Genomic DNA, 25,128 nt, shown 5'->3' on the forward strand with positions numbered 1-25,128 from the left:
CCGTCGCGTGAGCCGCACAGCCGCGCCCGTCCGGACGCGGCGCCGGTCAGCTGGAGCGTTCGGCGAGGGTCTCGGCGAAGCGCGTCAGCGCCTCGCGCACGGTGCCCCGGGGCAGCGGTGCGAGCGCGGCGATCGCGTCGCGCGTCCACGTCAGGGCGAGATCGAGGGTCTTCTGCGTCGCCGCGTGGTCGCGCAGCTCGGCGAGCGGTCCGTCGAGGATCGCGGGGTCCTCGCCGTCGGCGATGCGCACGACTCCCGCGTCGATGCGGGCGGCGAGGTCGGCGGCATCCGCGTCGTCCTGCGCCTTCAGCAGCAGGTACGGCATGGTGGGCACGCCCGCGCGCAGGTCGGTGCCGGGGACCTTGCCGGTGTCCTCCGGCTTGGCCGACAGGTCGATGACGTCGTCGAGCAGCTGGAACGCCACGCCGATCTTCTCGCCGTAGACCCGCAGCGGCTCCTCGTACTCGCTCGGCGCGTTCGAGAAGATCACCCCGCCCTGCGTCGCGGCGGCGATCAGCGAGCCGGTCTTGTCGGCGAGCACCTGGATGTAGAAGTCGATGGGGTCGTCGTCGGGCTGCGCGCCGAGCGTCTCGTGCATCTGCCCCAGGACGAGGCGCTCGAACGTGTCGGCCTGCAGGCGGATCGCCCGCTCGCCGAGACGCGACATGAGCTGGCTGGCCCGCGAGAAGAGGATGTCACCGGTGAGGATGGCGATGTTGTTGCCCCACACGGCGTGCGCGGCGGGAACCCCGCGGCGGCGGTCGGCTCCGTCCATGACGTCGTCGTGGTAGAGCGAGCCGAGGTGCGTGATCTCGAGCGCCTTGGCGACGTCGATCACCTTCTCGGTGTTGCCGTCGCCGAGCTGGGCGGCGAGGAGCGTCAGCACCGGACGGATGCGCTTGCCCCCGGCCTCGTACAGGTACCGGCTCGCGGCGTCGGCGAGGGGATCGGCGACGCGCACGTCTTCGGCCAATCCGGTCTCGACGAGCTCGAGCCCGTCTTCGATCGCGCGCGCGACGCGCCGCGCAGCAGGACCGATGAAGACACGGTCGCTGAAACCCAGACGGCTCGCCAGTCGCGATCCCGGGGCTACGGGGCTCGAAGTCACGTTGTCAGCCTACCGTCGTCTCAGGCGGGCTTTCGCGCCCGGTGCAGGGCGACGATCCCGAAGGTGAGGTTGCGGTACGCGACGTCGATCCAGCCGGCCTCGCGGATCCACTCGGCCAGGCGCTTCTGGTCGGGCCAGGCCGCGATCGACTCGTTGAGGTAGTCGTAGGCTTCGCCGTTGGTGCCGGCGACGCGGGCGACGCGCGGCAGCACCTGCGCGTTGTAGAAGCGGTACGCGCCGCGGAAGAGCGGAGCGGGGGGCGTGGAGAACTCGTTGATCACGAGACGCCCGCCCGGCTTGGTGACACGGAACAGCTCGCGCAGCGCCTTCTTCGGGTCGTTGACGTTGCGCAGCGCGTACGACATGGTGACGGCGTCGAACTCGTCGTCGCCGAACGGCAGCGCGGTGGCATCGGCCTGCACGAAGGAGAGGTTGCGCATCGACCCGTGGCGGCGCTCGCCCTCGGCGAGCATGCCCGGCGAGAAGTCCGCGGCGACCACCCGGGCGCCGCTGCGGGCGAGGGATGCCGACGACGACGCCGTGCCCGCCCCCAGATCGAGAATGCGCTCCCCCGGCTTCGGCGCGACGGCGCGCGTCGTCGCCGCTCGCCACAGCACATCGTTGCCGAAGGTCATGGCGGTGTTCGTGCGGTCGTACCCGGCCGCCACCTGGTCGAACATGCCGCTGACGCGCGCGGGGTCCTTGCCGAGATCGGCGCGGTTGGGCTCGCTGCGGGGGTCGTTCGAGGTCACCGGATCAGTCTAGGCGTCGGGTCTGTGCGCATTCTGCGGGTTGACAGGTTCGAACCCGTGCAGGTCGAACGACTCGAGCAGGTCGAGCCATCGATCCGCCGTCGCATCGTCGAAGGGCGCGACCCGGGCACGCACCCGCTCCTCGAGGTCGAGCGCCAGCGCCTCCAGCCGCGCCATGATCTCGGGCGGATACCCGTAGCGCGCGCTGTGCTCCGCCCACTCGTCGCGGTCGTCGACCCAGGTGCCGCGCTCGCCCTCGACGCGCACGACGTCGAGATCCATGTCGATGCCGGTCGCGAGCAGCGGATCGTCGCTCCAGCGCACGTCCCAACCGAGATCGACGTAGATGCGCATGCCCTTCGAATGCCCCCGGTTCACCGTCAGGGCGAAGTCGCCCTGGTGCGGGATCAGGGTCACGTTCGGGCCGCCGGCGAGGTAGTCCCGCCCCGGACGACTGCTGCGCCATCCGGCGGGCTGCCCCACCCAGTCACCCCAGGCATCCGCCCCGAGGTACACGCTCTCGTGGCGCCAGTGCGGAGACCCGTCCCACTTTCGCCACTGCACGATCATCGGGGTTCCCACGGCGGGACGGGCATCGCTCATGCGCTCAGCCTAGAACGCAGAGATTAGGCTGGAGCCGTGAGCAGCGCGCTGGTCGTGGAGACCCGAGAGATCGATCCGATCGAAGACCTCCTGGCATCGGCCTCCCCCTCCCGCCCCCTCGCCTGGCTGCGCCGCGGAGACGGCATCGTGGCCGTCGGCGAGCCCCTGCGCGAGCTGCGTGCCTCGGCCGGAGCGAACGGCCTGCGCAGCGCCGCCCTCGCCACCGCCTGGCGCCGCCTCGCGTCCACCGCGCGCATCGACGACCCGGTCGGCCTGCCCGGCACCGGGCTCGTCGCCTTCGGCGCCCTCGCGTTCGACGAGCGCTCGTCGAGCGACAGCGTGCTGGTCATCCCCTCGCAGGTGATCGGACGCCACGGCGACCGGTTCTGGCGCACGACCATCGGATACGCCGACGACAACGCGGATGCCGTCGCCCCGAGCACCGTCGCGGATCACCCGTACGGACCGCACTGGGCCGGCACCGTCGGCCCCGGTGCGCAGACGCCCCAGGGCTACCAGGACTCGGTGCGCCAGGCGCTCGGCCGGATCGCCGCGGGTGAGCTGAGCAAGGTCGTGCTCGCGCGCGACCTCACCGGCAGCATCCCCGCAGGCTCCGACCTGCGCCGTCTCGTGCGCGCGCTGTCGACCGGATACCCCGACACCTGGGCGTTCGCGGTCGACGGATTGATCGGCGCGAGCCCCGAGACCCTCGTCACGGTGCACGAGCGCACGGTCACCGCGCGCGTGCTCGCGGGCACCGCGGGTCGCGGAGCGGATGCCGACGCCGACACCGCCGTCTCGGCCGCCCTCGCTTCGAGCACCAAGGACCTCGACGAACATCAGTACGCGGTGCAGAGCGTGCTCGCCTCGCTGCGCCCGCACACCCGGGCGCTGGCGGCGAGCGAGCAGCCGTTCCTGCTGAAGCTGCCGAACCTGTTCCACCTCGCGACCGACGTGGAGGGCGAGCTGGCGGAGGGCGAATCGGCGCTCGACCTGGTCGGGGCGCTGCATCCGACCGCGGCCGTGGCCGGCACCCCGACGACGATCGCCATCGGCGTGATCCGCGAGCTGGAGCCCTTCGACCGCGGGCGCTACGCGGGCCCGGTCGGATGGGTGGATGCCGCGGGCAACGGCGAGTGGGCGATCGCGCTGCGCTGCGCCCAGTTCACCGCGACCGACGACGACATCGCCGTGACCGCTTATGCGGGCGCGGGCATCGTCGCAGGCTCCGACCCCGAGTCGGAGCTGCTCGAGACCCGGGTGAAGTTCCGCCCGCTGGTCGACGCCCTGGCCTGAACGGGCCTCAGCGCCGCCCGCGGGGCTCAACTCGCGGCGAGCCGCTTCTTCTCGACCTCGACGTCGAAGTCGGCGACCGGCCACTGCGGGTCGATGTCCTCCAGCGCCGCGAGCAGCAGTTCCTGCACCGCGAGGCGCGCGTACCATTTGCGGTTCGCGGGTACGACGTGCCAGGGCGCGATCTCGGTCGAGGTGCGCTCGAACACCGTCTGATACGCCCGCATGTACTCGGGCCAGACGAGCCGCTCGTCGACGTCGCCGGGGTTGTACTTCCAGTGCTTGTCGGGGCGCTCGAGACGTTCCATGAGCCGCGACTTCTGCTCTTCGGGCGAGATGTGCAGCATGACCTTCACGATGCGGATGCCGGAGGCCGCGGCATCCGCCTCGAACGCGTTGATCGCGTCGTAGCGCCGCTCGATCTCCTCGGGCGGCGCGAGGGCACGCACGCGCCCGATCAGCACGTCCTCGTAGTGCGAGCGGTCGAAGACGCCGATGAACCCGGGCTCGGGCAGCCGCTTCTCGATGCGCCAGAGGAAGTCGTGCGCGCGCTCCTCGTCGGTCGGGGCCTTGAACGCCGCGAGCGAGACGCCCTGCGGGTCGACCCCGCCCACGACGTGCCGCACGATGCCGCCCTTGCCCGCCGAGTCCATGGCCTGCAGCACGAGCAGCACGGCATCCGTCGCGGTGCCGGTGCGACTCTCGGCGAACAGGCGCTCCTGCAGATCGTTGAGCGCGACCAGTCCCTCGGCGAGGTCGCGGGCGCCGTCGGCTTTGTGCCCGTGATAGCCGGGCGTGCTCTCGGCATCGACGTCGTCGAGACGGAAGCCGTCGCCGACGCGGAGGGTCTCGGTCCACTGGTGAGCGTTCATCTGCTCATGATGGCCGAGTCGCGGGCATCCGCGCACGTCTCGATCTGCACCGATCGGTGGGAAATGTCGGTCACCGGGCGGCAGAACCGACATTTCGCACCGGTCGGTGGCATGGGCAGCGAGCGGTGGGGCTCTGCGGGCGAGACACTCCGCGGCGAGACGCTCCGCGGACGAGACGCTCCGCGCGCGGCACCTCAGCGCGCGAGCGGAACCTCGATGAGCTGACGGCCGCCGACGGGACGGGTGAGCACCTGGTCGAGCGCGGTGCGGGTCGTCACGCGCTGGTACTCCCAGCCGTAGGCGAGGGCGAGGTGCTCGAGGCGCACCTGGTGCGGCGTGTAGAACGCGCGGTCGAGGTCGGCGGCCGGGGCGACCTGCGCCACCTCGAGTCCGTCGAAGATCGTGCCCCCGCCGTCGTTGCCGACGATGACCTGCAGACGCGGCTCGGTCTCGTCGGGCGGCAGCAACAGTGCTCCCACATCGTGCAACAGGGTGAGGTCGCCGAGCAGCACCCGGGTCACGCCCGGCGCTCCCCCCGCCTGGCTCGCGAGGGCGACGCCGGTCGCGGTCGCGATCGTGCCGTCGATGCCCGCGAGACCGCGGTTGGCGTGCACGGGGATCTTCTTGCCACCGAGCACCGCATCGGCCACGCGCACGAGACGCGACGACCCGAACACGAGCCGGTCGTGCGGCCACGTCGCCCGCCACACCGCATCGACGAGCAGCTCGCGATCGAGCGGTCGACGCACGGCTTCGAGCTCGGCCTGGACCGCGTCGCGTCGGGTCGCGGAGTCGGCGGACGCCAGGCCGTCATGATCCGGAGCCCGCTCGCTGAGGTCGACGGCCTGCGCGGCGGACGCCTCGAGCCAGGCTCCGAGCCAGGTCCGATCGGCGGCACGGTCGTCATCGTTCGATGGCGCGGCGACGACGACGGATGCCGCAGGCCGCGAGCGGTGGTTCAGGTCGAGCTCCTCGCCGCCGTGCCGCACCGCGATGACCTCGACCTCGGGTCGCGTGAGGAGCGCCGCGACCTCGCGGCTGAGGGTGGGATGCCCCAGCACGACCGCACGTTCGACGGCGCCGCCGAGCTCCGTGCGGCGCAGCAGCGCGCGATAACCGTGCACGAGGTGACGGCCGAACCGGGCACCCGACACGATCTCGGCGATCAGCGGCCACGACCCGGCGTGGGCGATCTCCTCGGCATCGGGCCCGGCATCCGCTCCCGCGATCACGACCGTGCGGGGTCCGCGCGCGAGCACGACGGCCTCGCCCCGTGCGGGCATCGGAGCTGCGCCGGGAGTGACGGGGGTGACGACCGGTTCGCCCGACAGCGGCTCGCGCGCGGGCAGGTTCAGATGCACGGGGCCCGCGACTCCGGGAAGGCCGTGCGGGGCGTCCGCGCCGAGCGCGATCGCGACCGCGCGGATGGCGAGGCCCGACCAGTCGTCCCCGGACCCCGACTCACCGGGAACGGGAGCGTCAATGCTCTCACGCGCCCAGGGTGCGAACATGCCGGGCTGGGTCGTCGCCTGGTTGGCGCCGATTCCGCGCAGCTCGGGCGGACGATCGGCGGTCAGCAGCAGCAGCGGGACTCCGGCGTGGAACGCCTCCATCGCGGCCGGCAGCAGGTTGGCGGCCGCCGTGCCCGAGGTGCACAGCACCGCCGCCGGTACGCCGGTCTCGCGGGCGAGCCCCAGGGCCGTGAAGCCGGCCACCCGCTCGTCGATCCGCACGTGCACGCGCAGGTCGCCGGTGTCGGCCAGACGCACCGCGGCGAGCGCGAGCGCCTGGGAGCGCGAACCGGGCGAGAGCACGAGATCGCGCACGCCGTGGGCGACCAGATCGGCGAGGAGGGATGCTGCGGCATCCGTCGCCGGCGACGCGGCCGGACGCGGAAGGGTCACGGGCGGGGCTCGGGCGTCGCCCCGGGAGTGGAGCCGCTGTCGTTGTCGCCGTCGATCTGCGCCTCGTTCGCGGCATCCGTCTCGGCATCGAGGCGTGCGAGTTCTTCTTCGAGACGAGCGATGCGGGCGTCCTGCTCGGTCTTGCTGATGCCGCGCAGGAACATCGGGTCGTCGTCGGGGGCGATCACGCGCGCGGGACCGGGGTCGTTCTTGCGGCGTCGGCCGATCACGAACCAGAGGACCCCGCCGATGACGGGGAGGAGCACGACGATCAGGATCCAGATGCCCTTGCGCACACCACGGTGCCGCGTCGCCGGCTGCACTGCGCAGTCGACGATGCTGAACACCCAGAACACGGCGGCCAGGAAGCCGCCGATGATCAGTAGTCTCGCCACCCCTCCAGTGTAAGCGGGTCGACGGACACGTGGCCCGGCGGGTGCAGAGGACCGCTTGTTAGACTTCGCGCACCATGACGTCGACCCGGTCGCTGACCACCCTCTTCACCGCGCTGGGCCTCGCCCTGCTGCTGGTCGTGGGCGCCTGGTCGACCTCGCACGGCGAGGCCGATGTGCACGCGTCGCTCTGCCTGGCGTCGGGGGCCTCCGCGTCGGATGCCGGAGCCGGAGCGTCGCACCACGAGGAGGTCGCACCGGTCGATGCCTCCTCCTCGCACACCGCGGTGGCGGGCTTCGTCGTGCTCTGGTTCCTCGCACTCCTCGTGCTGCTCGTACGGATGCTGCGGCGCGGTCCCGGCATCCGGCTCCCGCGCGCGACCCTCGCCGTCGCCGCGCCGCGCGCCGGTCCCCGCCCGTCGCGCACCGCCCTCACCCTCACCGAGCTCTCGATCTCCCGCACCTGAGCGACGACGCGTCGATCCGGCCGCTGCCCGCGGCATCCTCGTCCGTCGTTCCTCTTTCTCGTGTCTGGAGACACCCATGTTCGCCACACCCTCTCGCACCCCTCAGAAGACCCGCCTGACCACGCCCGTCAAGGCGACACTCATCGCTCTCGCCGTCGCCGTCGTGCTCGCGATCGCCGGCATCGTCTACGCCATCACCCAGCAGGCGCCCGCGCCCCACGTCGCCGAAGACGGCACCCTGCAGACCACCAGGGCAGACTCGCACGTGCTCGACGACGGCGGCACGGATGCCGTGACCGTCGTCGAGTTCCTCGACTTCGAGTGCGAGGCGTGCGGCGCCTTCTACCCGATCGTCGAAGACCTGCGTGCGCAGTACGACGGCGAGATCACCTACGTGGTGCGGTACTTCCCGCTGCCGGGTCACATCAACTCGACGCAGGCGGCTCTGGCGGCCGAGGCGGCGGCGCAGCAGGATCGCTTCGAGGACATGTACCACCGGCTGTTCGAGACCCAGCAGGAGTGGAGTCACGCGACGGGCGAGACGCCCGCGGTATTCCGCGCGATGGCCGAATCCCTCGGGCTCGACATGGCGGCCTACGACGCGGCGATCGCCGACCCCGCGACGCTCGCCCGGATCCAGGCCGACAAGACCGACGGCGAGTCGCTCGGCATCACCAGCACTCCGTCGTTCTTCGTCGACGGCACGTACGTGCAGCTGCAGGAATGGGACGACCTGGAGGATGCCGTCGCCCGGGCCGTCGAGGGCTGACGGTCGCGTCAGCCCTCTCCGAAGTCGACCCGGAGGATGCGGTCGTCGCCATCCCGAGGATCGCCGCGACCGTCGGTGTTGTTCGTGAGCACCCAGACCGATCCGTCGGGGGCGGCGACCGCATCGCGCAGGCGTCCGTACTCGCCGCGCTGCTCGCCGCCGTGCAGCTCGAACGCCGTTCCGGTGTCGGCGAGCGGAACGATCCGCAGACGTTCGCCCCGCAGGTTCGCGATCACGATCTCATCCGCCGCCACCGCGATACCGCTCGGACTCGCGGTCGACGGCGACCACTGCTGGACGGGGTCGACGAAGCCCTCGCGGTCGGCGATGCCCTCGACGGTCGGCCACCCGTAGTTCTCGCCCGCGACGATCACGTTGAGCTCGTCCCAGGTGTCCTGCCCGAACTCGCTCGCGTACATCGTGCCGTCCTCGGTCCAGGCGATGCCCTGCGGGTTCCGGTGGCCGAGCGTGTAGACCGCCGAGCCCGGAATCGGGTTGTCGTCGGGAACGGCGCCCTCGGGGGTGAGCCGGAGGATCTTGCCCGACAGCGCGTCGGGGTCCTGCGCGCTCTCGCGATCGCCGGCGTCGCCGGTCGTGGCGTACAGCATCCCGTCGGGGCCGAAGGCAATGCGGCCGCCGTTGTGGTTGCCGGCCGCCGGGATGCCGTCGACCACCGTCGCGGCATCTCCCAGCGAGAGCGCGCCCGGGTCTCCGAGGAGATCGCGGCGCTCGATGCGGTTCTCGGTCGCTCCGCCGTCGCCGGCGTCGGCCGTGAGGTACGTGTAGAGCTGATCCTCGTGCACGGCGATGCCGAGGAGCCCGCCCTCACCGCCCGCCCGCACTCCCTCGATGCGGCCCACCTCGCGCGCGCCGCCCGTCGCCGTGATCTCGACGATCCGCGCGCTGTCGCGCTCGCTCACGAGCGCCGTCTCGCCGTGGAAGGCGATGGACCAGGGGGCGTCGAGTCCCGAGGCGACGACGGACGTGAGGATCGCCGCGGCCTCGGACTCGGCCGACTCCGGTGTCGGGACCGGGGTCGGGGATGCGCATCCGGCCAGCGCGACGGCAGACACGACCAGGAGGGCGGTGGCGGTCCGGCGCGAGAGGAGCATGTCTCCCATCCAACCCTCTCGCGTCAGATGGAGGAAGACCCGGAGGGGCGCTGATCGCTACGCTGAGCGCATGCACGCAGAGCCGAACGCCTCGTCGACACCCGTGCGGTCCTCGGCGCTCTCCGTCGTGAGACGGATGCCGGCGACGCTGACGTTCATCGCGCTGATCCTCGTCGTCGGCGTGGTCTGGCAGGGACTCTGGACCCCCTTCGAGAAGTCCGCGCTGTTCGAGACCGTCGCCTACGGGCTCCCCAATCTCGCCGACGGCAAGTGGTGGACGCCGCTGACCGGCACGTTCTTCGTGAACGAACCGTGGGTGTACGTCTTCACGATCTCGGGCTTCTGGGGCATGGCGTACCTCGAGTACCGTCGCGGGTCTCGCGTCGCCCTCGCGTACTACGCGATCGGGCAGCTGTTCGCGATCTTCGCCACCGCCCTCCTGCTGCTCGTGCTCTCGCAGTTCCCGTGGGCGTGGGCGACGGCCCAGGCGCAGGCGCTCGACGTCGGGGCATCCGGCGGCACCATGGCGTGCATCGCGGCAGCCGTCGGCCTGTTCCGCCCGCCGTGGCGCGTGCGCGGCTGGTTGATCCTGCTCGGCTTCGTGTTCGTCGCCATGCTGTTCTGGGGCAAGGTCGCCGACCTCGAGCACCTGCTCGCCGTGCTGCTGATCCTGGTCGTCGACCGCTCGCTGCGCGTACGGCGCACGACGGTGCGCGAGCAGCGGCTCATCGCGGTGATGGCGATCCTCGTGCTCGGCGCAGTCGAGATCATCACGACCCTGGTGCCCACCGACGGACCGTTCGGCCCCACCGATCCGGCCTCGGGCGGTTTCATCGACCTGGCGATCGACCTGGTCGTGATCCTCGTGCTCGTGAACGGCTTGCGTCGCGGACGCCGCTGGTCGTGGGTGCTCGCCGTGCTCCTCGGCATCTTCAACGTGCTCATCGCCGCCCTCGTGCTGACGCTCATCATCCTCACGAGTCAGGCCGAGCTCGACATCCGCTGGGACGGCGAGACCGAGCTCGCGCTCGCCAACGGGTTCCTCTGGGTCGTCGTGCTCGTCTACCTCGTGTGGGTGCGGCGGGCGTTCCGCGCCAAACGGCGCTCGCCCCTCGGCATCCCGCCCACGCCGACCGTCGACGACGTCAAGGCCGATCTGCGCGCGCACGGCGGCGGCACGCTGTCGTGGATGACGACCTGGGAGGGCAACAGCTACGCCCGGGTGGCCGGCGGCGTGGTCGCGTACCAGCGCCGCAACGGAGTCGCCCTCGCGCTCGCCGACCCGATCGGCCCCGCGGATGCGCGGGCCGAAGCGGTCGGGGACTTCATCCGTACGGCCGAGCAGGCCGGCCTCGTTCCGTGCTTCTTCAGTGCGGATGCCGCGACCCTCGCCGCCGTGCCGTCGACGTGGCGCAGCATCGTCGTCGCCGACGACACGATCGTCGATCTTCCGGGGCTGGAGTTCACGGGCAAGCAGTGGGCATCGGTGCGCACCTCGCTGAACCGGGCGGGTCGCGAAGACATGACGTTCCGGATGACGCGGCTCGGCGACGAGTCGTGGGGCGTGAAGCAGCAGCTGCGCGCGATCTCGGAGGCGTGGGTCGGCGACAAGGATCTGCCCGAGATGCGCTTCACCCTCGGCACGCTCGAGGAGGCCGAGGACCCGGAGGTGCGGATCGCCCTGGCACTCGCGCCCAACGGCGACGTCGACGGCTTCCTGTCGTGGCTGCCGGTGTACGGCGCGGGCGGCCGGGTGCGCGGCTGGACCCTCGATCTGATGCGCCGACGCGAGGGCGGGTTCGCACCCGTGATGGAGTACCTGATCGGCGCCTCGGCGAAGCAGTTCTCCGAGGAGGGCGCCGAGATCATGTCGCTCTCGGGAGCGCCGCTCGCCCACGACTATCCGCCGGACGCCGGGATGATCGCCGCGTTGAGCGACCGCCTCGCCGAGGCCCTCGAACCGGTGTACGGCTTCGGTTCGCTGCACCGCTTCAAGCAGAAGTTCCACCCGCGCTACGAGACCATGTACCTGCTGTTCCGCGACGAGAGCGACCTCACCCGGATCGGTGGCGCGCTGACCCGGGCGTTCCTGCCCGATGCGACGCTGCGGCAGTTCGCCGGGGCGGGGCTGGAGCTCGTGCGGGGCGGCAAGGACTAACCCGGCGCCGGTCCGGCGCTCATCCGGAGCGCCCGATGTCGGCCCCGCGCGCGGCTAACGTCGGGCATCCGATTCGTCAACCCGGTCGACCTCTCCCCTCTCGTTTCCTAGCGTCGTGAAGACCGACGACCGATGAAGGAGAAGTCATGAGCGAACACACGCTGACCGAGATCCTGCAGGGTTCGGGGCCCTGGACCACCGCCTACGTCGACGGCACGGGCGAGCTGCCGCAGGTCGAGGAGGGAGCCCGCCACCAGGCCGTGCGCGATCAGCTGATCGACGAGGTCGGAGCACCGGAAGACGACGCCGCGGCCATCGAGACCGCCCTCGGCGAGCGCAACGGACTGCCGAGTCCGTCGGCCCGCGTCGTGATCGCCCGCGACGGAGAGACGGTGCTCGATCGCAGCTTCATCGGAGCGCGCCTCGGCCCGGAGCGCCTCGAGCACGGCGCCCTGCCGTCGATCCTCCCCCTCCTGCGCCACACGGCGTCGGAGACCCGCTACCTCGTCGTCGAGACGAGCCGCGACGGCGCCGACATCCGCCTCGAGACCTCGGGACGCGGCGGCAGCGAGCGCGAGACCGAGATCGAGGGCGACACCGACGAGATCTCGAAGGTGCGCACGGGCGGCCTGGGAGACGCGAAGTACCAGAACTACGTCGAGAACGTCTGGAAGCAGAACCAGAAGGATGTCGCGGCCGCACTGAGCGCACTCATCCGCGAGGAGCGGCCCGCGTTCGTCGCGGTGTCGGGCGATGTGCGCGCACGACAGCTGCTGGCCGAGGAGCTCACGGGCGACGAGCGCGCGCTGCTCGTCGACGTCGATGCGAACACCCGGGCCGACGGTGCCGATCGCACGGCGCTCGACGACACGATCGCCCGCGAGATCGACGAGCGTCGCCGTCGGGAGGTCGCCGACGTGCGCGACCGGGCAGCCGCCGACGACGGCTCGGGTGGTGCCGAAGGCTTCCCGGCGGTCATCGAGGCTCTGCAGCAGGCCCGCGTCGACACTCTCGTGCTCGACGGGCGCCTGCTCGACGACGAGCGCACGCTGATCGCTCTCGACGGCCCGCCGTGGGTGGTGACCGACGTGGCGCAGCGCCTGAACACGCAGGTGCTGGGAAGCATCCGCGCCGCCGAGGCGCTCGCGCGCGCCGCCCTGCTCACCGACGCCCGCGTGCTGATCGAGGACGACGAATACGAGGCCTCCGACGACCGCCGCGAGGAGCGCCCCGTGCGCGAGCCGATCGCATCGCTGCGGTGGGCGGATGCCGGAACGGATGCCGATCCGACCTGACGCGCACCGCACGCCGCATACGAAGAGAGGACGCGGACCCGATCGTGGGCCCGCGTCCTCTCTTCGCGTGCGGTGTGGCGTCGCTTCCGCGGATCAGGCGCGGAAGAACGGGATCGCCAGGGCCGGCCGGTGCACGACCCGCTCGGAGATCACCGTTCCGCGGATGAGGGTGACCAGGCAGTAGATCCCGATTCCGATGATGAGCAGCCCCGGGACGGCGATCCAGCCCGAGGGGTCGCCGCCGTCGCTGTAGCCGTACTCGTCGTAGGAGCGCGGCCGCGCCGTGCCGACACCGATCGTGATGAGGAGGACGAAGAGCGCGATGAGGTAGAGCACGTAGCTGAGCGCCCAGTTCGCCGCCCAGCGCGCGTTCTCACGCACGATCGGATGCGGCGAGCGCATCGCGGACGACCGCTGCACGATCCCGACGATCGCGGCGACGATCGCACCGACGTACGGGATGTACACGAGGAACAGCAGCGCCCAATAGCGACGACCGCTGATCGGCGGGTAACCGTAGGGGGCGTAGCCGGGGGCGGAATAGCCGGGAGCGGGGTAGCCGGTCGGAGCCTGGCCGTACGGCGGTTGAGCAGGCGCCTGGCCGTACGCGGGCTGCCCCGGGTACGGCGCCGGGGCCTGACCGTACGGCGGCTGCGCCGGAGCCTGACCGTAGGGCGGCTGAGCCGGGAGCGAGTATCCGGCGGGCGGCTGGTAGCCCGCCGGCGGCTGAGGCGCGGCGGGAGGTTCGGGCGGCTGGACGGCGTCGTTCTCTTCGGTCATCTGTCACTCCCAAGGTCGGAACCGCGCTCCCCCTGAGCGGGCCAGCGACCATCATCGCAGACAGCAAGCGGACCCGCGGACGGCTGCGGACGGATCAGACCCCGCGGGCTGACAAACTAGGCGCGCAAGAACGGGATCGCCAGAGCGGGGCGGTGAACGACCCGCTCCGAGACCACGGTGCCGCGGATGATCGTGACGAGGCAGTAGATCACCAGTGCGATGAACGAGCCGACCAGAATCAGCCACACACTGAAGTTGAGGGCCTCACCGCCTGGATAGTCCTCCTGGTAGCGCAGCGCGTTCAGCGGCGCGGCGACCGCGAGGAAGATCGCGATGAGAGCGATGAGGTAGAAGGCGTAACTGATGGCCCAGTTCGCCGCCCAGCGCGCATTCTCGCGCACGATCGGATGCTGCAAGTGCATCGCCGACAACCGCTGCACGATCGCGACGATGATGGCGACGATCACCCCGAAGTAAGGGATGTACATCAGGAACAGCAGCGCCCAGTAGCGGCGACCGCTGATCGACGTGTATTCGATGGGCGGTCGAGGCGGCAGGACGGCGTCGTTCTCGTCGGTCATGTCTCGCTCCCAAGGTCGGAACCGCTCCCCCTGAGCGGACCAGCGACCATCATCGCAGAGACCGCGCGCACCCGCCGACGGCTGTGGACGGCTGCGGACGGGTCAGACGTCGCGCGGCCGCTGACGCAACTGCTTCACGTCGGTGCGGCGCTGCTTGGCCTTCAATCGCCGTTCCTTCGATCCACGACTGGGCTTCGTCGGGCGCCGGGGCGGCGCAGGCGGGCGGATCGCCTCGGCGACGAGCGCGGCCAGCCGCTCCCGCGCCGCCTCACGATTGCGCAGCTGCGCCCGGTGTTCGGATGCCGCGATCGTGAGCACGCCGTTCACCAGCCGGCCGGCCAGCCTCTCGAGGATCCGCTCCCGCTGCACCGGGCAGAGCTGCGCGGAGTTCGCGGCATCCCACACCAACTCCACGCGGGAGTCCGCCGTGTTCACGCCCTGCCCGCCCGGACCCGAGGAGCGGGAGAACCGCCACGACAGCTCGGACTCGGGGATCGTGAGACCCGACGAGACCCGGAGGCCGGGGCGAGCAGAGGTGGACATGGCATCCATCATCCTCCGATCGGCGTCATCCCGCGATCGGCGCGGCGGCAGCGGCATCCTGCTCGTCGATCCGCTCGCCGAGCGCACCGCGCTCCTCCTTCTTCGCGGTGTTGACGATGTGCGCGCGGCCGACGACGATCGCGGCGACGACCATCAGGGCGACGCCCAGCCAGTAGGGCGCGGCGTGGCTGATGCCGGCGTAGAGCGCGGCGGCGATGAGCGGGGCGACCGTGCCCATCGCGGCGTTGAGCGACTGCGTCACACCGCCCAGCCAGCCCTGCTCGTCGTCGCCGACGGCGTTCGACATCGCGCCGTCCATCGCGGCGGTCGCGGCGCCCTGGCCTGCGGCGAGCATCAGCGCACCGACGATGAACACCCACGGCTGCGCGAGCACGGACGCGACGATCGCGAGACCTGTGAGACCGATCGCCTGGGCGACGATTCCGCTGACGATCACGCCGCGCTCGCCGATACGGGGCAGCAGAATGCCGAGCAGCACGCCCTGGATGAGGATGTCGATGATGCCGACGCCCGCGGTGAGCAGCCCGATCTGCGTGGGTCCCCACTGGATCGAGTCGAGGGCGAGCACGCTGAAGTTGTTGACGAAGAACCCGAACGGCAGGGCGAGCAGCGCGAAGCCGATGAGGAGTCCGCGCAGCTCGCGGCGGGCGAAGGCGTTGCGGAACACGGCGAACGGCTGCACGTCGCGGGCCGCGATGCGCGTGATGCGGTTCTCGGGCGCGAGGCTCTCGGGCAGCAGGAAGATGCTGAGGATCGCGATCGTGAGGCCGACGGCGGCGGTCACGAAGACGGGCAGCTGCAGGCTGATGGCGGCGAGGAGCCCGCCGACCGCGGGACCCACCATCATGCCGATGCCGGAGAGGGCACCGAGCAGACCGAAGCGCTGCGCGCGCTTCTCGGGCGGGGTGATGTCGGCGAGGTAGGCGAAGAGCGCGGGAAGATCGCCGGCGGTCAGCCCCTGGATGACGCGCGCGAGCACGAGCACCCACAGCGCGCCGCCGATCCCGAACAGCGCCATCGAGAGCGCGGCTCCGAAGGCGGCGGCGATGATGACGGGCCGCCGACCGAAGCGGTCGGAGAGGCGTCCGAGGAACGGGGCGACGAGGAAGGCGCACAGGCCGTTGATCGCCTCGAGCACCCCGACCCAGATGGCGAGGTCGCTCTCGTGCGACACGTACTGCAGCACGACGAAGGGGAGCACGGGAAGGACGACCGTCATGCCGATGACGGTGAGCATCGTCAGAACGATGAGCATGATCCAGGCGCGGTTCGTGGAGCGCGCGGAGAGGAGAGAAGGTGAAGTCATACCGAAAGTGTATCCATACCAGTTTTGGTGTCAAGCCAGTTTTGGATCGAGTTCGCGATAGGGTGGAGGCATGACCGGAACGAACCCCCTCGGCCGGCGGGAGCGCAAGAAGGCGGCGACCCGCAAGAACATCTCGGATGTCGCGACGATGATGTTCCTCGAACGCGGATTCGACGACGTCAGCATCCGCGAGATCGCCGACGCGGCCGATGTCTCGCCCACCACCGTCTTCGCGCACTTCCCGCAGAAGGAGGCGCTCGTCTTCGACGAGGACGACGAGCAGCGCGACCGCCTCGTGGGTGCCGTGCGCGACCGTGCGGACGACCGCACGATCAACCGCGCGATCCGCGACTTCTACGCCGCCGAGATCGGCGCGAACCTCGACGAGCACGGCGAGGACGTCGCGCGCATCTTCCTGCGATTCCTCAACGAGACCCCGGCCCTGCGCGACTACGCCGCCAAGATGTGGCTGCGCCACGAGGACGCGCTGGCGGATGCGATCGCCGACGAGCTCGGCCTCGACGCCCCGACGCCCGAGATCCGCGTCTACGCACGTTTCGTGCTGCAACTGCAGCTGCTCATCACCGACAGCGACGACCAGCTCGCCACCCTCGACGCCGGGTTCGTCGTGCTCGAGCACGGATGGGGCCGGGTCGAGCAGCGCCTTGTGGGCTCGGCGCACGACCCTCGATAGTGGAGACGGAAGGGAGTCCCGCATGACGCACCACGCCGCCCACATCCGCGCGTTCTCCGAGAGCGCCGACTTCGACTTCGAGATCCGCAGCGCCCTCGGCGCGAGCGTGGAGGGCGCTGCAGAACCGGGCGAGGTCCTCGCCGCCGTCGCCGGCATCCGCAACGGCGAGCACGAGGCCTGGTTCGACGCCTGGAAGGGTCTGGCCGACCGCACGGTCGCCACGGCATCCGCGAGCGCGGAGGCGGGGCACCCGGTGAGCGCGGCATCCGCCTATCTGCGCGCCTCGGCGTACTACGGGGTCGCGGTCAATGCGGCGAGCGCACTCGCCGACCCGGATGCGATGGCACCGACGTTCGCGAAGCAGGAGGCCGCCTGGCGCGGATTCGTGACGCACACCTCGACCGTGGTCGACGATGTCACGATCCCGTGCGGCGGCGGGACCCTGCCCGGATGGTTCTTCCGCCCCGCGCCGGCACCGGAGGGCCCGACGCCCCCGACACTGGTGGCCGTCAACGGCAGCGACGGCTCGCGCGCCTCCCTCTACGCGGCCGTCGTCGCGCCCGCTCTGCGCCGCGGATACAACGTGCTCGTCTTCGACGGTCCCGGCCAGCAGTCGGAGCTCTTCGAGAAGGACGTGCCGTTCCGCCCCGACTGGGAGCACGTGCTCACCCCGGTCTTCGACACGGTCGCCCGCCTCGACGGCGTGGATGCGATGCGCATCGCGGTCTACGGCATCAGCCAGGGCAGCTACTGGGTGGCGCGCGCCCTCGCCTTCGAGGACCGTTTCGCCGCTGCGATCACCGACCCCGGGCTCGTCGACGTCTCGACCTCGTGGACCGGGCACCTCCCGCACGGGCTGCTGAAGCTGCTCGACGAGGGGCAGGTCGAGAAGTTCGACCGCGAGATGGAGCTCGGCCTCAAGCTCTCCCCCGAGACCGCGCGCACCTGGCGCTTCCGCGCACGCCCCTACGGCACGCGAGGCTACGGTGAGACGATCCAGGCCGTGCGTCAGTACTCGGTCGCCGACATCGCCGCCGAGATCACGACCCCGCTGCTGATCCTCTCCCCCGAGAACGAGCAGTTCTGGCCCGGCCAGGCCGACCGGCTCGCCGCCTTGACACCCGGCGTCTCGACGGTCGTGCGCTTCACCGAGGCGGAGGGGGCCGACGGGCATTGCCAGCCTCTCGGCCGCACGATCACGGCGCAGCGGATGTTCGACTGGTTGGACGAGCGGCTCGGGTGACGCCCGGGTCCCGTCGGGCGAAGTGGACGCGACGGCGGGAGTCGAACCCGCAACGCCATCAGATATGAGCTGAGGCCCGGGACCGCCCGGATCGCCGCGATGGCACTGACGTTACCCGGCCGTGATCGTCAAAGCGAGGACATTCCTCGAAGTGACACTCGACTACTTCGTATGACGTCATCAAGGCACGACGTCAGCGCCGGATGGAGTCGCGCAACGGGCTCGGCTCGAGCGTGTAGTCGGTCGAGGCATCCGCCCAGGTGCGCCCGCCGCCCTGCGTGCGCCCCCGGCGCAGCGCCGCGATCAGGCGGGTCGCCGGCACACCGATCGCCAGTGCGACCGCCCCGCTGACCGACCGATCCTCGCGACCGAGCACGCTGGCCCGATGCCACGCCTCGTGCAGCCGACGCCCGCGAGGTGCGGGCACCCGCCGGGCCGGAAGACCGCCCGCCCGGCGCAGTGCGACGAGCTCCTCGACGCGCTCCCACCACGTCGACTCCTTCGAGGGGTGGAAGTAGTTGTCACGCAGCCAGTCGGGGTGCGGCTGACGGAACCGTCCGCCCACCACCTCGCGCCCGCCGCCGAGCAGACCGCTGCCCACGAACACCGTGTTGAGGAGCGGCTTGCTGACCCCGTAGGAGTCGAGCGCGATCACGGGCACGCCCTGTGCGACGGCTTCGATCGCGGCGGTGGAGCTCACGGTGACGAGACCCGCGGCCGTCGAGAGCGCCTCGGCCATGGACGCGTACGAGACGACGAGGTTCGACGGCATCCGGCCCGCGAGCAGCTCGGGGTACGAGTCGCGTTCGAGGTGCGTCTCGGCCTCGCCCGGCCGCGAGCGCAGCTTCACGACGATGCGCCGGGTGGGGTCGACCTCGGCGGCGCGGATGAGCATCTCGGCGATCTTCTCGCGCTCGGCGCGCTCCGCGGGAACCATCGCCTGAGCCGCGAACACGACGTCGGTCGCCGGTGGGCGGTGAGCGACGGCCTCGGCAGGCTGCGGGCGTTCGGCGACCGCGACGCCCGCCACTCCCGGCACCCCCGCCGCTCCGGCGGCGAGCACCCGCGCGCGATCGGCCGCCAGCATCCGCTCCCGTCCGCGCGCGAACGGCAGCGTCGCCAGGGCCATGGGGATCTGCACACCGATGCGACGACCGAGCTCGGCGAAGGCCCGCTGCTCGCGGTGCGAGTGCACGACCAGCAGGTCGGTGTGGCGCCGGTAGTCGAGGGCGCCGCGCTGCGCGGGGATCGCCATCCCCGGCAGGCCCGAGACGGTGACGGGACGCTGGGGCAGCGCGTCGATCACGCGCCCCATCAGGCGCACGAAAGGGCCGCGCCCGGCGAGCACGACCACGTCGGGCTCGTGCCGGGTGAGCCAGGCCTCGGCGTCGCGGAAGGCGATGCGCGCGACATCGGACTCACGGATGCCGGTGCCCGCGAGAGCCGTGCGCTGCTGGGCCGCGCTCGCGGTGAGCGGGGTGCGCACGAGCAGCAGCTGCGGACGGATGCCGGGCACCGCCGCGAGCAGCGAGGCCGACCACTTCACGAAGGAGTCGGCATCGGCGATCGCGACGACCTTCAGCCCTCCGCCCGCCCCGGGGCGCAGGTCGGTCATGCGGGAACGCGGCGCAGCTTCGCCATGGGGGCGAGCTCGCTGTCGAAGACGCGCTTGACGCCGTCGCCGAGGGCCTTCTCGATCACGCGGATGTCGCGGACGAGGTGCTCGAGGCCGGTCGGCTCCAGGGAGGCCGCGTGGTCGGAACCCCACATCGTGCGGTCGAGGGTGATGTGGCGCTCGACGGCGACGGCCCCGATCGCGACGGCGGCGAGCGAGATCTGCAGGCCGCGCTCGTGGCCGGAGTAGCCGACGGGGATCCCGGCGTAGCGGTCGCGGAGCGTGGCGATCGCCCGCAGGTTCGCCTCCTCGGGCTCGAGCGGGTACGTGGAGGTGGCGTGCATGAGCACGACGCGGTCGGTGCCGAGCGTGTCGAGCGCGCGATCGATCTGCTCGATCGTCGACATGCCGGTCGAGAGGATGACGGGCTTGCCGGTCTCGCGCAGGGCGAGGAGCAGCTCGGTGTCGGTCAGGCTCGCCGAGGCGACCTTGTGCGCGACCACGCCCAGGTCTTCGAGGAAGGCGACGCTCGGCACGTCCCACGGCGAGGCGAACCAGTCGAGGCCGAGCATCGTGGCGTGGTCGCCGATCGCGATGTACTCGTCGCGTCCGAACTCGACGCGGCGGCGGTAGTCGAGGTAGCTCATGGTGCCCCAGGGCGTCTCGCGCGGCACGTCGCGCATGTGCGCGGGGGTGGAGATCTCGGGGGTGCGCTTCTGGAACTTCACGGCGTCGGCACCGGCCCTGGCCGCGACGTCGATGAGACGCTTCGCGATGTCGACGTCGCCGTTGTGGTTCAGGCCGATCTCGGCGATGACGTAGGCGGGGCGACCGCCGCCGATCACGCGCGATCCGATGCTGACAGTCATGGTTCCTCCGGTGGTCGAGCGATGCGGAAAACCCCCGCCCCTCCTGGCTACGCCTCGGGGGTGAACACCCGACGACTCCCGGGTTACCGGCACCGGTCAGTCGGGCAACACCCGTTCGACGAGCTCGCGCACGGCGCCGTTCCCCCCGGTGCGGGTGAGCACGACGCGCGCTGCGGCGAGCACGCGCGGGTGCGCGTTCGCCACCGCGACCGGCCACCCGACGATGCGCATCGCGGGCAGGTCGTTGACGTCGTTGCCGAGGTAGGCGACGTCGTCGAGGCGGATGCCGGCGTCCGCGGCCCACGCGCGCAGCGCCTGCTCCTTGTCGTCGATGCCGTGCAGCACCGGCACCCGCAGCTTCTCGGCCCGGGCGCGGACGACGGGATTCTGCTCGGTCGAGAGGATCAGCATCGGGATGCCGGCGCGCCGGAGCAGTGCGACGCCCATGCCGTCCTCGCGGCTCACCCGCACGCGCTCCCCGCCGTCGGCGTCGATGATCGCGGTGTCGTCGGTGTGCACGCCGTCGAAGTCGGTGACCACGGCGCGCACGTCGATGCGCCCGGGGGCTTCGCCTGCCCGATCGTGCACCGCGGCGAGCGCGTCGGCGATGCGGAGCTGCTGCGCATCGTCGATCTCGATCGCCGTCCACTCCGGCACCTCGGCGATGCGGATCCGGCCGAAGAAACGGTGCCGGCTCGTGCGGAAAGCCTCCGCACGGAAGACGTAGAACGCGCCGGTCTCGAGGTAGTGCGGTTCGCGGTCCTGGCGGCGCGGGCGGTGCGCGGCCTCGTGGTTGATGGCCGTGGCCTGGCCTCCTGCGCCGTCATCGGAACCGTCACCGCCGCCCTCCGCTCCGCTGCCGCGACGCCAGAGGAAGCCGTAGGTCTCATGCGCCGAGAACACGCTGTCGGCACGATCTGCCCGCACCTCGGCGACGGCTCCGGCGAGCGCCGCGCTCGGGAGGAACGGCGAGGTGGCCTGCACGAACGCGATGATCCCGACCCGCTCCCCCGCGGCTTCGATCTCGTCGACCGCGTGCAGGATCGCGCTCTCCGACGACGCCGTGTCGCCGGATATCTCCGCGGGTCGACGGACCACCCGCGCGCCCGCCGCCGCACTCACGGCGGCGATCTCGTCGTCATCGGTCGAGACGACGACGAGGTCGATGCCCGCGGCGTCGCGCGCCGCCCGGATCGCCCGCACGACCAGCGGCACTCCCCCGACGGTGCGCAGGTTCTTGCGCGGCACGCCCTTCGACCCGCCGCGCGCGGGGATGATCGCGACGGTCAGCCCGTCGGTCGCATCGCTCGTGTCGTCGCTCATGCCCTCGCTCATGTCATCGTCCTCGAATCACTCGCCAGGCCCGGCCCGCACGCCGTCGCGCCCCGATCGCCGTCAACCGCAGCTCCTCCATACGCCCCGTGCCTCCGGCCGAGCGCAGCATCCGCCGCGCAGCACTCTCGGCCGGCGCCCCGGGCAGACGCAGGTCGCGCAGCCGCTCGGGGGCGAAGTACCGCTCGCGTTCCCCCGTCGTCAGATCGCGCAGCAGCAGTTCCGCGCGCTCGCGCAGGTGCCCGGCGATCTCGGGCTGCATGGCGTAGCCGACCGCATCGACGAGCAGCTGCAGACGCGCAGGATCGACGTACGGGGAATCCTCCCGGGTGAGCGCGTCGACGATCGCGAGCGGCACCCGGTTGCTGTTCTCGTACGGGCGCAGGCGGCGCAGCAGCATCGACGCCCCCGCCGAGGCGATCGTCGTGCCGCGCAGGGCCTGCACGGTGGGCAGCGCGGTCGAGAACGCCGCGACCACCGCGCGGGCATCGACGCGGCGCGCGAGCTGCTCGGCGGCGAGCGGACCCCGGTAGACGGCGAACTCCACGCCGTGCGAGAGGGCGCGTTCGCGCACGGCATCCGTCTGCAGCGGCGGCGCCGCCGGATGCGGTTTGAAGATGATGCGGGCGGGCCCGGCGACGGCCGCCCGGTCGATCAGCTCGCGCTGCAGTGCGATCTCCTCGCGCGGCGTCAGCAGTCCGAGCGCCGAGAGGTACTGCCCGAGCACGATCGCCGTGGGGGCGCCGTCGTCGAGCGGATGCCCCGCCGTGTCGAGGAGGGGCTCCCCGAGATCGGTCTCGTCGAGCACGCGTCCGAACGCGGCGACGGGCACGGGAACGGATGCCGCGACCGGGCCGCCGGCGAGAGGCGCGACCCCCGGCACGACGTCGGCGTGCAGCACCCGGATGATGCGGCTGCGCACGGCGTGGTCGAGGGGCACCCGCATCGGCGAGTACGTCATGAGGCCGTCGCCCACGATCGTGATCTTCGCGCGCGGGAACAGCGACATCAGCGTGCGCGCCGGCGCGACCTGCGGGCTCTGCACGAACAGCTCGAGATCATCGGCGTCGAGGTTCCACGCGCGGGTGAATAGGCGTTCGAGCAGGGGCAGGTCGCCAGCTTCCGGTTCCCATCCGCTCGGATGCAGCGGGCCGAGCAGCGCGTCGAGGTCCTCGATCCGGTCGAAGCGAGTGCGCAGCGCGGCGAGCGCCGGGTCAGCGGCGATCCCGGTCACGAGCTCGGGCACCCGCGCCGAGACGAACGGCACCAGCACCCGGTCGCCGCCCGCTCCACCGCGGCTCACTCTGCCGGGACGCGGCTCCAGCAGCCCCTCGTCGATCGCGGCGGCGACGGTCGCGAGCCCGTAGGCGCTGTGCAGCGCGAAGATCCGGGTCATGAGCCGTGCCCCGCCCGTCGCAGCACCCGCGCGAGCACTCGGCGCCGTGGTCCCGAGAGTCCGCGCACGGCGGCCCGCACCTCGGCGTGGGGCAGCGCCCGCAGCAGCTCGACGATCCCCGCACGCATCTCCCCGCGCAGTGCGCGCGGCATCCGCCGGGCTCGCACGAGGTGGTGCGAGCTGAGCGCCAGGGAGGAGAAGGTGATCTTCGGCAGGAATCGTGCGGCCTCGGCATCCGCCTCGACGATCGCGACGGCCTCGGCCATCGCGCGGGCGAAGTCGAGCTGCCGCCGATCGCGCACCTGCGTGAGCGAGGTCGACACCCCGCGGCGGTACAGGAGCGCGGGGGCGTCGACCACCGCGAACGAGGCGTCCGACAGATGCAGCCGCCAGATCCAGGGGCGGTCCTCGGCGGTGTGCAAGCCCTCGGGGAAGGCGGCGAGTCCCCGATCGATGATCCGGCGGTCGAAGATGCCCGCCCAGGCGAACGGGTAGTCGACCATCGTGGTCTCGGTCTGTGGCAGGATCGCGTCGCGGGCGGCGACGACGGTCTCCCGCCACGGATGCGGAGCGCGCACGAGTGCCCGATCGGCATCCGTCACCGTCACGTGATCGGTGCGCAGGAAGTCGGCATCCAGCTCCCGCAGCCGACGCGCGAGCACGGCGAGCCGCTGCGGCTGCATCCAGTCGTCACCGTCGAGGAAGCAGAAGGCGTCGCCCTCGACGTGCGCGAGTCCCTGGTTGCGCGCGCTCGCGAGCCCGCGGGCCGAGTCGTTGCGGATGACCTCGGCGCGCGGGAACCGATCGGCGTACCGGCGCATGAGGGCGCCGGTGTCGTCGCCGGATCCGTCGTCGATCGCCACGAGCTTCAGCGCCGCCGGGTCGTCGAACTGACGCGTCAGGGTCTCGAGCGTGGTCGCGATGTAGGCGCCGGCGTCCTTCGCGGGAAGGATGACGGTGACGAGCGGACTGCGCACGGGACTCCCGGTGATGGTCGGTCGGTCGGGAATCGTCTCAGGCGTTCCTTGCCGCCCGGCGACGCGCGGGTGAACGCGGGGTGTCCTGGTAGGCGGGGCCGCGCGCATCGGCGACGATGGAGCGATGCTCTTCTCACGCGGGTCGAACGGTCGACGGATGCTGCGACGACGCCGTGACACCCATGATCTGCGATGGCTCTCGGCGCGCGCCTGGACGACCCGCTGGTATCCGCAGGGGATCGACATCGGCGAACGCGGGGGGCGCCGCACGCTCGCCGTCAGCTGGTTCCGCCAGGATCGGACCGGCCATCATCTCGCCTCGCGCGTCGTGCTGATCGACACCGAGCGGGCCAGGCATATCGACATCGCGCTCGCGATCGAGGACGATGCGGGCGACCTCCAGCCCGCGCAGATCCACACGGGCGGGCTGGCCTGGTTCGGCGATCGGCTGTTCGCCGCGGCGACGGGACGGGGCATCTGGGAGTTCGACCTGTCCGACATCCGCCGCGTGCACGGCCCGGTCGCCCGGCGCGTGCGCGGGATCGCCGGCCGATGGTGGCCGCGCTCCGCGCTGGTCGCCGTGCGCACGCGCGTGCATCCGATCGATCTGCGCTGCTCGTTCCTCGGGCGCGAGTTCGACGCCGACGGCGCACCGCTGCGACGCGTGCTGATCGGCGAGTACCGCCGCGACGACGAGGGACGCATCGGCGATTTCACGATCCCCGAGGGCACCGATGACGGCTTCGTCGCTCACGAGCGGTTCGCGCCCGGCATCCCCCGCATGCAGGGTGCGGTGCGGTGGGGTGACCGGATCCTCGTGTCGCAGTCGGCACTGAAGACCCCCGGCAGGCTGTGGACCGGCACGCGCGATGCCCTGACCCGGCACTCCGTGTCCCTGCCCGCCGGGTGCGAGGACCTCGCGCTCGATCCGGACGAGCGGATGCTGTGGACGCTCGGCGAGCATCCCCGGCACCGGGTCGTGCGCGGCATCCCCTTCGCCCGTATCGGGCTGTGAGGGTCGGCCGAGAAGTCCGCCCCGAGAACGC

Annotated in this window: 24 protein-coding genes and 1 tRNA gene; 8 read left to right on the forward strand and 17 right to left on the reverse strand. The window is 71.6% G+C overall.

Annotation, left to right across the window (positions count from 1 at the left end):
* Positions 1-46: 46 nt before the first annotated feature.
* The 3 genes from KV396_RS02935 to KV396_RS02945 all read right to left on the reverse strand — a co-directional run bounded on the left by KV396_RS02935 (position 47) and on the right by KV396_RS02945 (position 2,463).
* Entirely contained in the window at positions 47-1,108 is a 1,062-nt protein-coding gene (locus KV396_RS02935; RefSeq protein WP_247956757.1) for a polyprenyl synthetase family protein, read from the reverse strand.
* A 20-nt stretch (positions 1,109-1,128) separates the two neighbouring features.
* Positions 1,129-1,788: a class I SAM-dependent methyltransferase gene (locus tag KV396_RS02940; RefSeq protein ID WP_247957554.1), complete on the reverse strand. Its 660-nt coding sequence runs from the start codon at positions 1,786-1,788 to the stop codon at positions 1,129-1,131.
* An 81-nt stretch (positions 1,789-1,869) separates the two neighbouring features.
* Positions 1,870-2,463, reverse strand: coding sequence for a DUF402 domain-containing protein (locus KV396_RS02945; RefSeq protein WP_247956758.1), 594 nt, complete (start codon positions 2,461-2,463; stop codon positions 1,870-1,872).
* A gap of 36 nt (positions 2,464-2,499) precedes the next feature.
* On the opposite strand from KV396_RS02945, the gene KV396_RS02950 reads away from it, so the two are divergent.
* Positions 2,500-3,759 carry an isochorismate synthase gene (locus KV396_RS02950; protein WP_247956759.1) on the forward strand — a complete coding sequence of 420 codons (1,260 nt, stop codon included), beginning with the start codon at positions 2,500-2,502 and terminating at the stop codon, positions 3,757-3,759.
* 26 nt (positions 3,760-3,785) lie between these two features.
* Here KV396_RS02950 and KV396_RS02955 read toward each other — a convergent pair whose 3' ends face one another.
* From KV396_RS02955 to KV396_RS02965, 3 genes are all read right to left on the reverse strand, one after another.
* Entirely contained in the window at positions 3,786-4,628 is an 843-nt protein-coding gene (locus tag KV396_RS02955; RefSeq protein WP_247956760.1) for a PPK2 family polyphosphate kinase, read from the reverse strand.
* A 194-nt stretch (positions 4,629-4,822) separates the two neighbouring features.
* The gene (gene menD / locus KV396_RS02960; RefSeq protein ID WP_247956761.1) at positions 4,823-6,532 is read right to left on the reverse strand and encodes a 2-succinyl-5-enolpyruvyl-6-hydroxy-3-cyclohexene-1-carboxylic-acid synthase; all 1,710 of its coding nucleotides are present in this window, start codon (positions 6,530-6,532) and stop codon (positions 4,823-4,825) included.
* Positions 6,529-6,927 (reverse strand): PLD nuclease N-terminal domain-containing protein, encoded by a 399-nt coding sequence (locus tag KV396_RS02965; RefSeq protein WP_247956762.1) that lies wholly within the window; start codon positions 6,925-6,927, stop codon positions 6,529-6,531. Before KV396_RS02965 ends, menD begins: the two co-directional genes overlap by 4 nt.
* A 74-nt stretch (positions 6,928-7,001) precedes the next feature.
* Between KV396_RS02965 and KV396_RS02970 the strand changes: the two genes are divergently transcribed.
* Positions 7,002-7,391: a hypothetical protein gene (locus KV396_RS02970; protein WP_247956763.1), complete on the forward strand. Its 390-nt coding sequence runs from the start codon at positions 7,002-7,004 to the stop codon at positions 7,389-7,391.
* Between the two features lie 76 nt (positions 7,392-7,467).
* A complete protein-coding gene (locus tag KV396_RS02975; protein WP_407665565.1) occupies positions 7,468-8,160 on the forward strand; it encodes a DsbA family protein in 693 nt (230 codons plus the stop codon).
* A gap of 8 nt (positions 8,161-8,168) precedes the next feature.
* Here KV396_RS02975 and KV396_RS02980 read toward each other — a convergent pair whose 3' ends face one another.
* Positions 8,169-9,281, reverse strand: coding sequence for a PQQ-dependent sugar dehydrogenase (locus KV396_RS02980; RefSeq protein WP_247956764.1), 1,113 nt, complete (start codon positions 9,279-9,281; stop codon positions 8,169-8,171).
* Positions 9,282-9,342: 61 nt separating this feature from the next.
* Between KV396_RS02980 and KV396_RS02985 the strand changes: the two genes are divergently transcribed.
* Both KV396_RS02985 and KV396_RS02990 read left to right on the forward strand, forming a co-directional pair.
* A complete protein-coding gene (locus KV396_RS02985) occupies positions 9,343-11,430 on the forward strand; it encodes a bifunctional lysylphosphatidylglycerol flippase/synthetase MprF (protein ID WP_247956765.1) in 2,088 nt (695 codons plus the stop codon).
* 146 nt (positions 11,431-11,576) lie between these two features.
* Complete coding sequence (locus KV396_RS02990; protein ID WP_247956766.1) at positions 11,577-12,725, forward strand: baeRF2 domain-containing protein; 1,149 nt, start codon at positions 11,577-11,579, stop codon at positions 12,723-12,725.
* Positions 12,726-12,818: 93 nt separating this feature from the next.
* Here KV396_RS02990 and KV396_RS02995 read toward each other — a convergent pair whose 3' ends face one another.
* The 4 genes from KV396_RS02995 to KV396_RS03010 all read right to left on the reverse strand — a co-directional run bounded on the left by KV396_RS02995 (position 12,819) and on the right by KV396_RS03010 (position 15,956).
* A complete protein-coding gene (locus tag KV396_RS02995; RefSeq protein WP_247956767.1) occupies positions 12,819-13,505 on the reverse strand; it encodes a DUF4870 domain-containing protein in 687 nt (228 codons plus the stop codon).
* A gap of 116 nt (positions 13,506-13,621) precedes the next feature.
* Positions 13,622-14,086, reverse strand: a complete 465-nt coding sequence (locus KV396_RS03000) for a hypothetical protein (protein ID WP_247634074.1) — start codon at positions 14,084-14,086, stop codon at positions 13,622-13,624.
* A 102-nt stretch (positions 14,087-14,188) separates the two neighbouring features.
* Positions 14,189-14,629: an alternative ribosome rescue aminoacyl-tRNA hydrolase ArfB gene (gene arfB / locus KV396_RS03005; protein WP_247956768.1), complete on the reverse strand. Its 441-nt coding sequence runs from the start codon at positions 14,627-14,629 to the stop codon at positions 14,189-14,191.
* Positions 14,630-14,654: 25 nt separating this feature from the next.
* The gene (locus tag KV396_RS03010; protein ID WP_247956769.1) at positions 14,655-15,956 is read right to left on the reverse strand and encodes an MFS transporter; all 1,302 of its coding nucleotides are present in this window, start codon (positions 15,954-15,956) and stop codon (positions 14,655-14,657) included.
* Between the two features lie 70 nt (positions 15,957-16,026).
* On the opposite strand from KV396_RS03010, the gene KV396_RS03015 reads away from it, so the two are divergent.
* Both KV396_RS03015 and KV396_RS03020 read left to right on the forward strand, forming a co-directional pair.
* Positions 16,027-16,650 (forward strand): TetR/AcrR family transcriptional regulator, encoded by a 624-nt coding sequence (locus KV396_RS03015; protein WP_247956770.1) that lies wholly within the window; start codon positions 16,027-16,029, stop codon positions 16,648-16,650.
* Positions 16,651-16,672: 22 nt separating this feature from the next.
* The gene (locus tag KV396_RS03020) at positions 16,673-17,893 is read left to right on the forward strand and encodes an alpha/beta hydrolase family protein (protein WP_247634071.1); all 1,221 of its coding nucleotides are present in this window, start codon (positions 16,673-16,675) and stop codon (positions 17,891-17,893) included.
* Between the two features lie 23 nt (positions 17,894-17,916).
* Here KV396_RS03020 and KV396_RS03025 read toward each other — a convergent pair.
* The 6 genes from KV396_RS03025 to KV396_RS03050 all read right to left on the reverse strand — a co-directional run bounded on the left by KV396_RS03025 (position 17,917) and on the right by KV396_RS03050 (position 24,082).
* A tRNA-Met gene (locus KV396_RS03025) sits at positions 17,917-17,992 on the reverse strand.
* A gap of 94 nt (positions 17,993-18,086) precedes the next feature.
* Positions 18,087-19,508, reverse strand: coding sequence for a DUF6716 putative glycosyltransferase (locus tag KV396_RS03030; protein WP_247956771.1), 1,422 nt, complete (start codon positions 19,506-19,508; stop codon positions 18,087-18,089).
* Positions 19,505-20,377, reverse strand: coding sequence for an N-acetylneuraminate synthase family protein (locus KV396_RS03035; RefSeq protein WP_247625213.1), 873 nt, complete (start codon positions 20,375-20,377; stop codon positions 19,505-19,507). The genes KV396_RS03030 and KV396_RS03035 overlap by 4 nt, the downstream gene beginning before the upstream one ends.
* Positions 20,378-20,473: 96 nt before the next feature.
* On the reverse strand, positions 20,474-21,712 hold the full coding sequence (locus KV396_RS03040; protein WP_247956772.1) for an acylneuraminate cytidylyltransferase: 1,239 nt from the start codon (positions 21,710-21,712) through the stop codon (positions 20,474-20,476).
* Between the two features lies 1 nt (position 21,713).
* Complete coding sequence (locus KV396_RS03045; RefSeq protein WP_247956773.1) at positions 21,714-23,105, reverse strand: alpha-2,8-polysialyltransferase family protein; 1,392 nt, start codon at positions 23,103-23,105, stop codon at positions 21,714-21,716.
* Positions 23,102-24,082 (reverse strand): glycosyltransferase family 2 protein, encoded by a 981-nt coding sequence (locus KV396_RS03050; protein WP_247956774.1) that lies wholly within the window; start codon positions 24,080-24,082, stop codon positions 23,102-23,104. Before KV396_RS03050 ends, KV396_RS03045 begins: the two co-directional genes overlap by 4 nt.
* Positions 24,083-24,206: 124 nt before the next feature.
* Between KV396_RS03050 and KV396_RS03055 the strand changes: the two genes are divergently transcribed.
* Entirely contained in the window at positions 24,207-25,097 is an 891-nt protein-coding gene (locus tag KV396_RS03055; RefSeq protein WP_247956775.1) for a hypothetical protein, read from the forward strand.
* Positions 25,098-25,128: the final 31 nt, after the last annotated feature.

Origin of the sequence: Microbacterium galbinum (genome assembly GCF_023101185.1) — a bacterium.
GTDB classification, from domain to species: Bacteria; Actinomycetota; Actinomycetes; order Actinomycetales; family Microbacteriaceae; genus Microbacterium; species Microbacterium galbinum.

What these genes read in the sequence shown, in the direction of transcription:
- KV396_RS03035 (WP_247625213.1), bottom strand. Translation starts at nt 20,377, where the DNA reads ATGACTGTCAGCATCGGATCGCGCGTGATCGGCGGCGGTCGCCCCGCC.
- KV396_RS03020 (WP_247634071.1), top strand. Translation starts at nt 16,673, where the DNA reads ATGACGCACCACGCCGCCCACATCCGCGCGTTCTCCGAGAGCGCCGAC.
- KV396_RS03045 (WP_247956773.1), bottom strand. Translation starts at nt 23,105, where the DNA reads ATGACCCGGATCTTCGCGCTGCACAGCGCCTACGGGCTCGCGACCGTC.
- arfB (WP_247956768.1), bottom strand. Translation starts at nt 14,629, where the DNA reads ATGTCCACCTCTGCTCGCCCCGGCCTCCGGGTCTCGTCGGGTCTCACG.
- KV396_RS02975 (WP_407665565.1), top strand. Translation starts at nt 7,468, where the DNA reads ATGTTCGCCACACCCTCTCGCACCCCTCAGAAGACCCGCCTGACCACG.
- KV396_RS02940 (WP_247957554.1), bottom strand. Translation starts at nt 1,788, where the DNA reads ATGTTCGACCAGGTGGCGGCCGGGTACGACCGCACGAACACCGCCATG.
- KV396_RS03010 (WP_247956769.1), bottom strand. Translation starts at nt 15,956, where the DNA reads ATGACTTCACCTTCTCTCCTCTCCGCGCGCTCCACGAACCGCGCCTGG.
- KV396_RS03015 (WP_247956770.1), top strand. Translation starts at nt 16,027, where the DNA reads ATGACCGGAACGAACCCCCTCGGCCGGCGGGAGCGCAAGAAGGCGGCG.
- KV396_RS03040 (WP_247956772.1), bottom strand. Translation starts at nt 21,712, where the DNA reads ATGAGCGAGGGCATGAGCGACGACACGAGCGATGCGACCGACGGGCTG.
- KV396_RS02985 (WP_247956765.1), top strand. Translation starts at nt 9,343, where the DNA reads ATGCACGCAGAGCCGAACGCCTCGTCGACACCCGTGCGGTCCTCGGCG.
- KV396_RS03000 (WP_247634074.1), bottom strand. Translation starts at nt 14,086, where the DNA reads ATGACCGACGAGAACGACGCCGTCCTGCCGCCTCGACCGCCCATCGAA.
- KV396_RS02945 (WP_247956758.1), bottom strand. Translation starts at nt 2,463, where the DNA reads ATGAGCGATGCCCGTCCCGCCGTGGGAACCCCGATGATCGTGCAGTGG.
- KV396_RS02970 (WP_247956763.1), top strand. Translation starts at nt 7,002, where the DNA reads ATGACGTCGACCCGGTCGCTGACCACCCTCTTCACCGCGCTGGGCCTC.
- KV396_RS02955 (WP_247956760.1), bottom strand. Translation starts at nt 4,628, where the DNA reads ATGAACGCTCACCAGTGGACCGAGACCCTCCGCGTCGGCGACGGCTTC.
- KV396_RS03030 (WP_247956771.1), bottom strand. Translation starts at nt 19,508, where the DNA reads ATGACCGACCTGCGCCCCGGGGCGGGCGGAGGGCTGAAGGTCGTCGCG.
- KV396_RS02990 (WP_247956766.1), top strand. Translation starts at nt 11,577, where the DNA reads ATGAGCGAACACACGCTGACCGAGATCCTGCAGGGTTCGGGGCCCTGG.
- KV396_RS02995 (WP_247956767.1), bottom strand. Translation starts at nt 13,505, where the DNA reads ATGACCGAAGAGAACGACGCCGTCCAGCCGCCCGAACCTCCCGCCGCG.
- KV396_RS03055 (WP_247956775.1), top strand. Translation starts at nt 24,207, where the DNA reads ATGCTCTTCTCACGCGGGTCGAACGGTCGACGGATGCTGCGACGACGC.
- KV396_RS02980 (WP_247956764.1), bottom strand. Translation starts at nt 9,281, where the DNA reads ATGGGAGACATGCTCCTCTCGCGCCGGACCGCCACCGCCCTCCTGGTC.